This window comes from Oceanospirillum maris DSM 6286 (genome assembly GCF_000422865.1).
GTDB classification, from domain to species: Bacteria; Pseudomonadota; Gammaproteobacteria; order Pseudomonadales; family Halomonadaceae; genus Oceanospirillum; species Oceanospirillum maris.
Genome location: NZ_KE383936.1, coordinates 396,816 through 410,338, shown reverse-complemented (window position 1 = coordinate 410,338; position 13,523 = coordinate 396,816). Strand labels below are relative to the sequence as shown.

The window sequence follows — 13,523 nt, the reverse complement described above, 5'->3', positions numbered from 1 at the left end:
GAGAACGCGCTAGGACGTTAAGGCGTGGGAAAATATATAAATTCTGCCCGCATAGTAACACGTACTTATGCGGGCAGAAATGATTCTGAAGGGGTTTATCGACTCGCGCGATAAATAAATTTGGCAGGATCGACAGATCGACCGCGATGTCTTACTTCATAATGAACGTGTGGGCCAGTTGAACGGCCACTACTTCCCAGTAATGCGATTACCTGTCCCTTGCTTACAATATCCCCTGCTTTAACTAACGCTTTTTTACTATGAGCGTAGCGAGTGGTATAGCCTCCACCATGATCTATTTCAACAAGAATGCCATAACCGTAACGAGGTGCGGCCCAAGTTATAACACCGGCCGCTACAGCAATAACATCAGATCCATCTTTACCAGCAAAATCAACACCATCATGCCAAGCAATACGCCCAGTAAAAGGGTCTGTCCGCTTACCGTATTTAGACGATAGCCAGCCTTTCTTTATAGGTCGACCCGCAATAAACACATCATCTTGGATTTTACGGCTACCAAGCAGCGACTCAATCACTTGGAGTTGTTGTTCACGATCATCAATTGTACGAGCTAAATCATCAATAGTTGAAACAAAATCATCGACATCCACGCTAACACCCATTTCAAGGGTTTCAGGCCCACCCACAGGAGGAGTGCGATCAAAGTCAAACTCACCCTCTTCAAGATCTGCAATATGAGTCAAGCGCTTGCCTAAAGCATCAAGTCGAACAAGGCGAGCCTGCAGTTCAGCAATGCGAACCGTCAGAGCATCAAGTTGCTCTTGGGAGTTACGGCGCAAAAGATCAATATCTGTTTTTTGCTGACGGATATCATCCAACCACTCCTGTGCAGACTCCTCTGTCAGTAGAGGTGCTTCATTATTCAGTGTAAAGTAAAGACCAGCACCACCAATAGAAAGAGGGGCGATAATGAATACCGTCAATAAAAAGCCCATCATCCAGCCTGAGATGCATAGGTTTTTTGACGCTGAGTGGTTATCATTTAAAATTACGATATTCATCAAACCAACCTTTTTTTATTTCCGTATACAAAATACTTTTTTACTTGACCCATTAGCAGACACAGTATATGCGATCACATCGTTCGACAAAACGCCTGAATGAGATTATTAACAAAGAAAATACCTTACTGGCAAAGCTGTGGCACAAAGCGGATGTTCTGAAACAATTAGATACAGAAATATCCTTTTTATTACCTTCAGCTATGGCATCAAGGGCTAAAGTCGCCAACATTAGTCGCTCTGAAGTTGTCATTCACATCACTTCTGCCGCCCTGTTAACAAGGCTTAGACTTCAACAACGCCAAGTAATACAAAAAATAAATCAAATGTATAGCTGGGCACGGATTGAAAAAGTGACGATTAAGGTTCGACCCGCAAAGCATAGCCCAGTTAAAGCCGAAATCGAACATCCTCACCGCTCCGAGCGCATTGCAAAAGAGATTGATTTGGCCGTTGAGCAATGCTCAGATCAGAAATTAAAAGATAGCCTTACCAAACTCGCCTACCATATGCGCCATCCAAACTGATCTCGGCAAAAGCACTAGCAAGAAGAGCTTGGTCAGGTAATCATTAAATATATAAAAAAGCCTCCTTGCGGAGGCTATTTTATGTCAATTCAATTTTTTTATATCCAATCAACGATCACATTAGACCGCTGCTGCAGGCTTCATATAAGAAATAGGCGACTCTTCAGATTCTTCAAACGTAATAACTTCGTATGAATTCTCATCGGCTAACAGTTCACGCAATAGTCTGTTATTCAGGCCATGTCCGGACTTCACACCCTGGAACTCTCCAACTAGGCCATAACCTAGCAAATAAAGGTCACCAATGGCATCAAGCACTTTATGACGTACAAACTCATCTTCATAACGCAAGCCATCTTCATTCAAGATGCTGTATTCATCAACAACGATCGCATTATCCATGCTACCGCCAAGCGCTAGATTCTTAGAGCGCAAAAATTCTATATCTTGCATAAAGCCAAAAGTACGCGCACGACTTACTTCTTTAACAAATGAAGTGCTAGAAAAATCGATCGATATTTCTTGCCGTTGTGAAGCAAAAACAGGATGGTCAAAATCTATTGCAAAAGAAACTTTAAATCCGTTATAGGGAAGAAAAGAAGCCTTCTTATCACCATCCTCAACTGTTATCGGTTGCTTGATACGAATAAATCTTTTAGCCGCATCCTGCTCATTAATACCTGCCGATTGCACGAGAAAGACAAAAGGGCCAGAGCTGCCATCCATAATGGGTACTTCAGGCGCGCTAACTTCAACATACAGGTTATCAATCCCTAAGCCAGCAAGCGCTGAAAGCAAATGCTCAACCGTGCCAACTTTAACATCCCCTTGAGAGATCGTTGTCGACAGTGTTGTTTCACTAACATTGGTGGCTGTTGCTTTAATTTCAACAACAGGATCCAAGTCAGTACGACGAAAAACAATACCGGTATCTACAGCGGCAGGACGCAAGGTCAGATAAACTTTCTCGCCTGAGTGAAGCCCAACACCTGTTGCCCGAATTGTATTCTTTAAAGTCCGCTGTTTAATCATGCCAATTTCTTTTCATCGTAGAGGAGGTCTTCGTATGGTAACAGATACCATAAGAAAACAACCATTAGGTTTGTTTCATTTTTGTGCATATTATGTCATAAATTAATAATTAAATTAATTTAAACAGCCTATAGCGAATAATTCTAATCCGCTTGGCGACGCAAAAATGCTGGAATATCCAAATAATCCATATCAGTCTTACCTTCAGCCTGCTTCTTAACCGCAGAGGCATTAGCATCCTGACCTTTACGGGTCATTGCTGGCTGACGATCAAGCTTTGTGTAATCCACAGGAGCGGTAGATACAGGAGGCTTAACAGGTGCAACAGGTTTGGTAGGCACTTCGGCTCGAACACGATCTTGCTCTAACCCAGCAGCAACAACTGTCACTTTCACTTCATCATTACTATCCATTTCAGGATCAATTGAAGTACCAATCACAACAGTTGAGTGCTCAGATGAGAACTCATCCAGCAAGTCACCCACCGCAGTAAATTCACCAATAGAGAAATCAGAGCCTGCTGAAATATTAACCAAAATACCCCGAGCATCCCGTAGATCAATATCTTCTAACAGAGGACTACGGATCGCTTTCTCTGTTGCCTCAATTGCACGATTTTCACCACTTGCAGTACCTGTGCCCATCATTGCCATGCCCTTTTCAGACATAACCGTACGCACATCGGCGAAATCGACGTTAATCATGCCTGGGCGTGTAATCAAGTCAGCAATACCTTGCACAGCGCCTAATAACACATTATTCGCTTCGCCAAATGCCTGCAACAGACTGGTATTTTTACCAAGAGCGGTCAGCAATTTCTCATTAGGAATAGTGATTAGAGAATCGACATGCTCAGATAACGCCCGAATCCCTTCATCCGCAATAGCCATACGCTTACGGCCTTCAAACGGAAACGGCTTTGTAACAACCGCAACGGTTAAAATACCAAGTTCACGGGCAACTTCTGCAATCACTGGCGCGCCACCGGTACCGGTACCACCACCCATGCCCGCAGCAATAAAAACCATATCAGAACCATTAAGCAGCTCTGCAATTCGCTCACGATCCTCTAAAGCCGCCTGACGGCCAACTTCTGGATTCGCACCAGCGCCAAGACCTTTTGTTAGCTCGCTTCCTAGTTGCAGAATACTCTTCGCTTCAACTTTCTTCAGCGCTTGAGCATCCGTGTTTGCAACAATAAAATCGACACCTTCAACATTATGACGAAGCATATGGGTAACCGCATTACCACCACCACCACCAACACCAACGACTTTGATGACAGCATTGGCGTTTGCTGCATTATCTAAAATTTCAAACATATTTCAGTCTCCTCAAACGCACTAAACGCAGCTTAAATTAGAAGTTTCCCTTGAACCAACCTCTAATTTTGTCAACGATGCTTGCATCATCGCCTTCAATAGAGGATGAATGCTCTTCGACATAGGGTGTGCGAGAAGATGTCGCACTGGTATTTTCCAGACCGTATATCAGAAGTCCTACACCTGTAGAGTATATCGGATTTCCAACAACATCCGATAATCCCTTAATATTACTAGGGGACGCCACCCTAACTTGCATATGGAAAATTTCTTCTGCAAGCTGAACAACGCCTTCCATCTTAGAGGTTCCACCTGTGAGCACTATTCCTGCAGGAATAAGCTCTTCGTAGCCACTTCGACGAATTTCATCGAGTACTAGAGTAAAAAGTTCTTCATAGCGAGGCTCTACCACTTCAGCTAATCGCTGACGTGATAATTCCTGTGGGGGCCGCTCTCCAACACTAGGCACCTGAAAAACGTGATCTTCACTCGCAAGCTGCGTTAGTGCACATGCATATTTTATTTTAATCTCTTCAGCATTTTGCGTTGGCGTACGTAGGGCCATCGCAATATCATTCGTCACTTGGTCGCCCGCAATAGGGATAACCGAAGTGTGCTTAATAGCACCTTCAGTGAAAATGGCAATATCAGTAGTTCCACCACCAACATCAATAAGGCAGACACCTAATTCCTGCTCATCTTGGTTAAGTACGGCATAACTGGAGGCAAGTTGCTCCAAAATAATGCCATCAACCTCTAGCCCGCATCGTCCGACGCACTTAACGATATTCTGGATAGCATTAACCGCGGCGGTCACTAAATGAACCTGAACCTTAATCTCACGGCCCGACATACCTAGCGGCTCTTTAATGCCTTCATGCTGGTCAATCGTGTATTCCTGAGGAATAACATGAATGATATCTTGATCAGTCGTTATGCGTGATGTTGCCTTTTCGCGGGCAGAGCTCACCACACGGTCAATATCATCCTCTGTCACCTCACGGTTTGATGTAGAGGCAACACCATCAGAGTTCATACTACGAATATGACTGCCTGCTATACCAACATTCACAGAATGTATATTACAGCCAGCCATTAATTCTGCTTCTTCAATCGCTCGCTGAATCGAAAGCACCGTAGACTCAATATTAATGACGACGCCTTTTTTCAGCCCACGGGAGGGATGAGAACCGATACCCACTATTTCAACTTCACCGTCTTCAGTTCGATGGCCGACAATAGCAACAATTTTTGATGTTCCGATATCAAGCCCGACAACCATATTGTTATTTGTCATGTTTGCAGCCATAAGCCGGGCAATCTCCTCAACGCTTAACGTAAACCGAAATAAAACTTAAGATAATATTAAAGTACAACTTAAGATAATTTAGGATAATTTAAATAGTGCCGTAGATTATAAATTCTATTGCGTCCATTCAACAGAAAAACCGTTAGGGTATCGCATATCAATCAAACGAACCTCCTCCCAACGGTTATTTAAGCTGGTATAAACTGAGTTTAAACGTTTTAGACGCTCACGTGTTTGATCTTTACCTAAAAGTATCCATGGTCCATTTTTTAAGTGCAGCGACCAAGCCCCATGTTTTGCCATAGAAACCACATCAACTTGCACCTCTAACACATCCATTTGCTGAGAAACAGCTTGATAAAACTCCCATACTTTTCGCTCCGACCCTACAGGCCCAGCTAATTTAGGTAAACTTTCAAAGCCCGAGTAATCCGCTGGGAAAAAGGCAACTAGATTAGAGTCAAGGAAGCCATTTTGCAACCAATTTGCGACGGGCTTTTTTTCAGACAGCACAACTTCAATCTGTTCAGGCCATAAACGCCGTACTTTAGCGCTGCCAACCCAGGGTAAAGATTCAACGGAATCTTTAACATTATCTAAGTCTGAGGCCAAAAAACCTTCTGCCAACGAATCCGCCAAAGCATACTGCAGTTTTTTTTGCTCTAAACGCTCCATTGCCCCGATCACCTTAACCCCTTCAACAGGCCAATAAAATAGAGGTTGCACCCCCTTAGCTGCGGCAACACACAAAACAAAGACAGCAGTTAGAACCAAAGGGTTAAGCCAGTGGATACGCCAAGGCAGATTAAACACACAGACTCCAATCTATTTATATTTTCAGTGATATTAAGACTTACAGTCCATAACGCTGCTTAGCCGCTTGAATAATAGCCAAAACGAGTTCAGCAAAACTATAGCCTCTTGCCTTTGCCGCCATGGGCACTAAGCTATGATCGGTCATTCCCGGCAATGTATTCACTTCTAATAGCTGGGGCTGACCGTCAGCATCAAGCATCAGATCAACTCGCCCCCAATCTTGACACCCCACCACATTAAAAGCATTAAGTGATAACGCTTGAATGGATTTTTCTTGCTCTTCGCTCAAGCCACAAGGCAAGAGGTAACGTGTATCGTTAACCAGATATTTAGCTTCGTAATCATAGAATTGATGATGGGTTTCCAATCCTATAACAGGTAAAGCCTCACCATTTAGAATCGCAACAGTAAACTCCCGCCCCTGAACCCACTGCTCAACTAAAATACAGCTATCTAGGTCTGCGGCTTTAGCAACGGCACTTTTCAGCTGATCAAGATGATCAACCTTAGACATGCCAATGCTAGAACCTTCATGGACTGGCTTTACCATAAGCGGCATGCCGCCTAGCTGATCCCAAACATCATTAAGATTTGTCTCTGCATCAACCCAAGAGTAACGTGGCGTTGGCAAGCCTAATGTTTGCCAAATTTGTTTGGTTTTTAGTTTATCCATCGCTAGAGCTGAGCCTAAAACACCACTACCGGTGTAAGGAATCCCTAAGCAATCCAGTAAGCCTTGAATCGTACCGTCTTCACCACCACGACCATGAAGTGCCAAAAAGGCAATATCAAACTGAGCCTGCTGCAACTGTTGCAGCCAATCACTATCGACTCGAATATCAATGCCGATAACGTCAACATTCACACTTTTTAACGCGTCAATGACAGCGCTACCACTTTTCAGCGATACGTCTCTCTCAGCAGACATGCCGCCATACAAAACTGCAACACGCATATCAGCAGAAGGCTCTTTTAGTAACTTATTCATCATCAACCTCCTTAAGACCGTCATTACCTAGATCCACGGCCAAACCACCAATATCACCTGCCCCCTGTAGCAAGAGAATATCGCCATCCTGTAGAACAGACTTTAGGATCGCCTTAAGCTCTGATTTTTCAGGAATAAAGATTGGCTCGACCTGCCCTCTTTCACGGATACTACGACTTAGGGCTCGACCTTCAGCCCCTGGTATCGGTTCTTCTCCTGCGGCATAAACATCCATCAAGAGCAATTTATCTACCCCTGACAAAACCTGCACAAAATCTTCATACAAGTCACGAGTACGACTATAGCGATGGGGTTGGTACACCATTACAAGACGCTTTTCAGGCCATCCGCCACGAACGGCTTTAATAGTTGCTTCAACCTCTGTTGGGTGATGACCGTAATCATCAACCAACATTGCTTGTCCACGTTCATGCTCAAGTTGACCCAATACTTGGAAACGACGACCAACACCGTCAAATCGAGCTAAGCCAGCAACAATCGCTTCATCGCTAACATTTTCATCCGTTGCAACCGCAATGGTCGCAAGCGCATTTAAGGCATTATGTCGCCCAGGCATATTCAGCGTTATGTCAAGATCTTTATAGCCATCTGGACGACAAGCCGTAAACTGAATCACTTGCCCTTTCTGTATCAAATTTTCAACACGGTAGTCCGCATCATCACTAAAGCCATAGGTTAAAATAGGCCGACTGATCTTTGGCATTAACTCGCGAACAACAGGATCGTCAACACAGATCACTGCCAATCCATAGAAGGGCAGGTTATGTAAAAAATCGATAAACGTCTGTTTAAGCTTGTTAAAATCACCGCCATAGGTCGACATATGATCAGCATCTATATTTGTGACAATGGCAACCATTGGTTGTAAGTGTAAAAAAGAAGCATCACTTTCATCCGCTTCTGCAACCAAATAGCGACTCTCACCCAGTCGAGCATTGCTACCAGCACTATTGAGACGCCCACCAATCACAAAGGTAGGATCAAGCTTACCTTCCGCTAAAACCGTCGCCATCAAGCTGGTCGTTGTGGTTTTACCATGAGTACCTGCAACGGCAATACCGTGACGAAAGCGCATAAGCTCCGCTAACATTTCAGCGCGACGCACAATAGGAATCCGGCGCTGTACCGCACAGGCTATTTCAGGGTTATCTGTATTGATCGCCGTTGAAACTACGATAACATCTGCACCAAAAACATTAGATTCATCATGACCGATAAATACTTCAGCACCTAAATCTAGCAAACGCTGCACACTGGCGGATTTCTTAAGATCCGAGCCTGAGATAGAGTAGCCCTGATTCAATAACACTTCTGCGATGCCGCACATACCAACACCACCAATGCCAACAAAATGAACTCGACGAATACGGCGCATCTCTGGTACTTGATAACCCACTTTATCTTCAGCCAAAACTCTTCTCCAAACACCCTTGTACCACCGCCTCTGTTGCCAACGGCCGTGCAACACGACGAGCATTTTTGCCCATCGCTAAAACTTTTTTAGGATCACTCGCCAACTGTTGCAAAAGATCTGCTAACACCTGCGTATCCATCTCTTTTTGTGGCAGCAGAATACCTGCATCCGCTTCAACTAAAAAGCGGGCATTTGCCGTTTGGTGATCATCAACAGCAATAGGAAGGGGAACTAAGACTGAAGCTCTACCCGCCGCCGCAAGTTCAGAGACCGTTAAGGCCCCTGCTCGGCAAACAACTAAATCAGCCCAGTCAAAAGCCCCTGTCATATCATCAATAAACTCTTGGCTTTTGACAGAAACATCTAAGCTTTTATAACGTGCCTGTGTCGCCTCTAATTTACCTTTACCTGTTTGGTGCCAAACATCTGGTCGTTGATCTTGCGTCATCAAAGCCAATGCATCAGGCATACGCTCATTAAACACCTGTGCACCTAAGCTACCACCAATAACGAGTACTCTTAGCTTGGCATCATATTTTTCATCAAAATATGTTTTATCCGGTATCGACAATAAACTTTCTCGCACAGGATTACCCACAACCTCAGCACCAACTGTTGCAGAAAAGGCCCCAGGAAAAGCAGCATAGGTTTGCCGTGCAATCTTAGAGAGCCAACGGTTTGTCATGCCAGCGACTGCATTTTGTTCATGGATATAAACAGGAATACCAAGTACGCGAGCAGCAATCCCACCTGGGCCACTGGCAAAGCCGCCCAACCCCACAACAAAGTCAGGCTTAAAACGACGCAAAATAGTCATCGCCTGCTGCACCGCTCTCAATATAAGGAGCGGGGCAACCAGTTTTCGTAGCAAGCCTTTACCCCGTAGACCAACAACCTCAATACAATTTAAAGGAATACCGGCGGCAGGTACCAAACGATTTTCAATACCTTGAGGACTACCCAACCATTCAACGTCTAAGCCTTCTGCCCGAAATTGATCCGCTAGAGAAAGCGCAGGAATCACGTGACCACCAGTACCTCCGGCCATTAACATCACCTTCTTTCCCCTATAGCGCCCGGTCAAGACTGGAGGACCACCAGAGCGGTCATTAGCCCCTAAGGGTTTACTTTCTTGCGCGTCGACGGGCATATTCAGCTCTTCTATTTTCATCGTCATCTAGTTTATGGCGAATTTCTTGATCAATTCTCAGGCAAATGGCTACCATGACACAACTAATCAACAGACTACTACCGCCATAACTCATAAAGGGCAGCGTTAATCCCTTGGTCGGCAACAAACCTGTATTCACGCCAATATTAATAAACGTCTGAGCGGCTATCACTAACGCCAAACCAAAACCGGTGTAACAGTGGAAAAGCAAACCAACCTTGCCGGCTTTCTGAGCAATTGAAATCATACGATAAATCAAAAGCCCATAAATAATGAGCGCCACAAGCGCACCAATTAGCCCAAGCTCTTCAGCCAAAATCGCAAAAACAAAGTCAGTGTGAGCTTCAGGTAAGTAAAAAAGTTTCTGCACACTATTACCCAGCCCTAAACCGGACCAACCACCTCGACCAAAAGCAATCAATGCCTGGGTCAACTGATAACCTGAATCAAATTGAGCGGCCCAAGGATCAAAATAGGTTGTCAGACGTTTCATCCGATAAGGCTGCAATAAAGCGATAAAGCCCGCCATACAAACGGTGCTAACAAGCAGCAGCAAAAAGCGTTTCATACCTACGCCAGAAAGAAACAACATCCCTAGCATACTGCCCAGAATAACAACGGTAGCGCCGTAATCAGGCTCCATAATCAGTAATAGCCCCATAAAGACCATAACGCCTAATGGCTTAATAAAACCTGACCACTGTTCACGAACCTCATCCAAACGGCGGACTAAATAGCCAGCCAAATAAACCACCATAAATAACTTAGCTAATTCAGATGCCTGTAAATTGACTAAGCCTAGAGATATCCAGCGCGAACTACCGTTTACCTCCCGCCCGATACCCGGTATCAATACGGCTATTAGGAGAATAAAAGCTAAAAGAAGCAGAGCAAAACTGTTGTCGTACCACCAACGCATCGGTACAAGAACAATAAACAAGCCAAGCCCTAACCCCATCAATAGATAAATACCGTGGCGTAAGCTAAAAAAGAAGGGATTACCGTAGCGACTACCCGCCACTTCCATGGAGGCAGATGTCACCATCAACCAACCAAGGAATAGTAGAAACAAAGCAGAGAACAACAACCAACCGTCTAAACGGCGGGTCATTTCTCGATTGACATGCACCACGTTTAATAACTCAAGCAATGGGCGCATCTGTTGATAACAAGACGCCGCTAGGCGCTCAACACTTTCACGCCCACGGGTAACACGTTTTATCAGTTGCTGTTTTTGATCAGCTAGCACTACAAATACCCTTAACGGCAGAGACAAATGCCTGACCTCGAGCAATATAGCTTTTAAACATATCCCAACTGGCACAGGCAGGGGATAAAAGCACCTGATCACCGTTTTGAGCTAATGCTACCGCTTTATGAACAGCCTCATCCATTGATCCGACTTTGTAAACGGGTATATCAGCGCTCAGCACATCCGCAATCAAATTAGCATCCCGCCCAATAAGCACCACTCCACGGCAATGCTTAGCAATCGGCGCTGCCAGCTCATCAAAGACAGCAGCTTTACCATCACCGCCAGCGATAAGAACTATTTTCCCTTCACCAGCCAAACCATTTAAAGCCGCAACGGTTGCGCCAACATTAGTGCCTTTAGAATCATCAATAAAACGAACACCGTTGTGAGTTTGAATTAACTGACAACGGTGGTCTAAACCTTTGAAGTCCTTCAATGCTGCCAACATAGCGTCCATAGGAAGCCCTGCACCTTGACCCAGAGCCAAAGCAGATAGTGCATTAATCTGGCCGTGACGGCCGGTTAAAGCGATCTCATCTACAGAAATCAGAGCCTTATCACCTTCAGCTAACCAAACACCACCACCCCAAGTCAGCAAGCCAAACTGCCCTGCTTCAGGTCGATTTAAGCCAAAACTCACGAGATTACTTTTGAACTCATGAACCGGCTGAGTTGCATCATCATCACGGTTAATAACCGCTGTTTCACAGCCCGTATAAATACGCTGTTTAGCTAAGCCATACTCCAGCATATCAGGGTACCTATCAAGATGATCGGCGCTCAAGTTTAAGATAGTTGCCACTTTAGCCCGTAAGCTATGGGTTGTTTCTAATTGGAACGATGACAACTCCAACACATAAAGCTCTTTCTCGCCCTCAGAAAGTAAATCTAATACAGGTAAACCAATATTGCCGCCAGCTCCAACGTCAATGCCCGCCTTGACAGCCATATGTGCCACTAGACTGGTCACCGTGCTTTTTGCATTCGAGCCAGTAATAGCGACAATCGGTGTGGAAACTTCACGAATAAAAAGTTCAACATCTCCGATAACAGGAACGCCAGCATCAAGTGCCCTAGCAATAGCAGGTTCGCTAATAGAGATACCGGGGCTAACAATAAGCTGAGAAGCATCACACAATGGCCCTGCGTCTAAAGGGCCTAACCAAAGTTCAATATGGGGAAACTCTAGTTCAAACTCGGTCAAACCCGGTGGGTTAAAACGAGTATCCGCGATAGCGAAGTGCTCTCCCTTGCTTGCCAGAAAACGAGCGCATGATAGCCCCGTCTGACCTAAACCTATAATAACGCTATGGGACACAGTGACATCCTCGGTTAAGCGGCACGGTTGCCGCGAAATAACGTTGCGTACCCACCATCCTGGTTTATACGCGTTTTAAAGACTGCTAAAACGATAACTCTGCCGGTCTATACGATATAAAGAGTTTCAGTTTGTTTTAGCCCGTTTTTTGTTTTAACGCAGTTTTAATGTTGCTAGACCAATTAATACCAGAACAACCGTAATAATCCAAAAACGAACAATCACCCGTGGTTCAGGCCACCCCTTAAGTTCAAAGTGGTGATGAATCGGCGCCATTCTAAAAATACGTCGTCCTGTCAGTTTAAAAGAGGCGACCTGTAAAATAACAGACACCGTCTCCATCACGAAAACACCACCCATAATAAAGAGTACAACTTCTTGGCGCACAATAACCGCAACCACACCTAAAGCCGCCCCAAGAGCCAAAGCCCCCACATCCCCCATAAATACTTGCGCAGGGTAGGTGTTAAACCAGAGAAAACCTAAGCCCGCTCCCGCGATGGTGGCGCAAAAGACCAACAGCTCGCCAGAGCCTGCAATATAAGGAATATTCAGATACGTAGAAAACTCAGTATTACCGGATACATAGGCAAAAACACCCAAAGCCGAGGCCACCATAACCGTCGGCAAGATAGCTAAACCATCAAGGCCATCCGTTAAATTAACGGCATTACTCGTCCCGACAATCACAAAGTAGGTAAGCACAACAAAAAAGCCCCCCATTTCCCAACTAAAATCTTTGATAAAAGGCAATATCAAAGAGGTTTCGGCTGGTGACGGCGCGGTTTGGAATAGAAAAATTGCAGCACCAAAGCCTGCTATTGATTGCCAAAAATATTTCCATTTACCGGGCAATCCGCGAGAATTCTTTTCAACCACTTTTCGATAATCATCAACCCAACCTACGGCACCAAACAGTAGCGTAACCAGCAATACAACCCATACATAACGATTATTTAAGTCCGCCCATAGCAGCGTACTGACCCCAATAGAGCAAATAATTAAGGCACCACCCATAGTTGGCGTACCATTTTTGCTCAGGTGGCTTTGGGGCCCGTCATTACGAACCGATTGCCCAATCTGAGCAGACACTAACTTACGAATCATCCAAGGCCCTAGGAACAATGACAACGCCAGAGCCGTTAACACACCAAGAATAGCCCGCAGGGTTAGGTAATTAAAGACAGTAAAAGGGCTGTAGTAATCGGCGAGCCAATCGGCAAAAATCAGAAGCATTTGTAGGTTATTTCCTTGTTTTAGCCCTCTTTGGGGCATTTTCATTATAATATTAAAAGGGGCAATCTTGGGCAAATGCTAGATATGTT

Annotated in this window: 12 protein-coding genes; 1 reads left to right on the top strand and 11 read right to left on the bottom strand. The window is 44.8% G+C overall.

Translation table 11 applies throughout. The features are described 5' to 3' along the window. Positions 1-95: 95 nt before the first annotated feature. A complete protein-coding gene (locus tag G517_RS21265) occupies positions 96-1,025 on the bottom strand; it encodes a M23 family metallopeptidase (RefSeq protein ID WP_028304916.1) in 930 nt (309 codons plus the stop codon). A gap of 68 nt (positions 1,026-1,093) precedes the next feature. On the opposite strand from G517_RS21265, the gene G517_RS0113925 reads away from it, so the two are divergent. Then, entirely contained in the window at positions 1,094-1,552 is a 459-nt protein-coding gene (locus G517_RS0113925) for a DciA family protein (RefSeq protein WP_028304915.1), read from the top strand. Positions 1,553-1,672: 120 nt separating this feature from the next. Here G517_RS0113925 and lpxC read toward each other — a convergent pair whose 3' ends face one another. The 10 genes from lpxC to mraY form a co-directional block, all read right to left on the bottom strand. After that, positions 1,673-2,584, bottom strand: coding sequence for a UDP-3-O-acyl-N-acetylglucosamine deacetylase (gene lpxC, locus G517_RS0113920; RefSeq protein WP_028304914.1), 912 nt, complete (start codon positions 2,582-2,584; stop codon positions 1,673-1,675). 143 nt (positions 2,585-2,727) lie between these two features. Then, positions 2,728-3,906, bottom strand: coding sequence for a cell division protein FtsZ (ftsZ, locus tag G517_RS0113915; RefSeq protein WP_028304913.1), 1,179 nt, complete (start codon positions 3,904-3,906; stop codon positions 2,728-2,730). Positions 3,907-3,943: 37 nt separating this feature from the next. Next, complete coding sequence (gene ftsA / locus G517_RS0113910; RefSeq protein ID WP_245543256.1) at positions 3,944-5,203, bottom strand: cell division protein FtsA; 1,260 nt, start codon at positions 5,201-5,203, stop codon at positions 3,944-3,946. Positions 5,204-5,329: 126 nt separating this feature from the next. Then, positions 5,330-6,028 (bottom strand): cell division protein FtsQ/DivIB, encoded by a 699-nt coding sequence (locus G517_RS0113905; protein ID WP_028304911.1) that lies wholly within the window; start codon positions 6,026-6,028, stop codon positions 5,330-5,332. Between the two features lie 40 nt (positions 6,029-6,068). Further along, positions 6,069-7,019 (bottom strand): D-alanine--D-alanine ligase, encoded by a 951-nt coding sequence (locus G517_RS0113900; protein WP_036591529.1) that lies wholly within the window; start codon positions 7,017-7,019, stop codon positions 6,069-6,071. After that, positions 7,012-8,415 carry a UDP-N-acetylmuramate--L-alanine ligase gene (gene murC / locus G517_RS0113895; RefSeq protein ID WP_245543263.1) on the bottom strand — a complete coding sequence of 468 codons (1,404 nt, stop codon included), beginning with the start codon at positions 8,413-8,415 and terminating at the stop codon, positions 7,012-7,014. Before murC ends, G517_RS0113900 begins: the two co-directional genes overlap by 8 nt. 28 nt (positions 8,416-8,443) lie before the next feature. Next, positions 8,444-9,604: an undecaprenyldiphospho-muramoylpentapeptide beta-N-acetylglucosaminyltransferase gene (gene murG / locus G517_RS0113890; protein WP_084632257.1), complete on the bottom strand. Its 1,161-nt coding sequence runs from the start codon at positions 9,602-9,604 to the stop codon at positions 8,444-8,446. Beyond that, positions 9,579-10,874: a putative lipid II flippase FtsW gene (gene ftsW / locus G517_RS0113885; protein WP_342662512.1), complete on the bottom strand. Its 1,296-nt coding sequence runs from the start codon at positions 10,872-10,874 to the stop codon at positions 9,579-9,581. The genes murG and ftsW overlap by 26 nt, the downstream gene beginning before the upstream one ends. Beyond that, positions 10,864-12,198, bottom strand: a complete 1,335-nt coding sequence (murD, locus tag G517_RS0113880; protein ID WP_028304906.1) for a UDP-N-acetylmuramoyl-L-alanine--D-glutamate ligase — start codon at positions 12,196-12,198, stop codon at positions 10,864-10,866. Before murD ends, ftsW begins: the two co-directional genes overlap by 11 nt. Positions 12,199-12,351: 153 nt before the next feature. Further along, on the bottom strand, positions 12,352-13,434 hold the full coding sequence (gene mraY / locus G517_RS0113875) for a phospho-N-acetylmuramoyl-pentapeptide-transferase (protein ID WP_028304905.1): 1,083 nt from the start codon (positions 13,432-13,434) through the stop codon (positions 12,352-12,354). Positions 13,435-13,523: the final 89 nt, after the last annotated feature.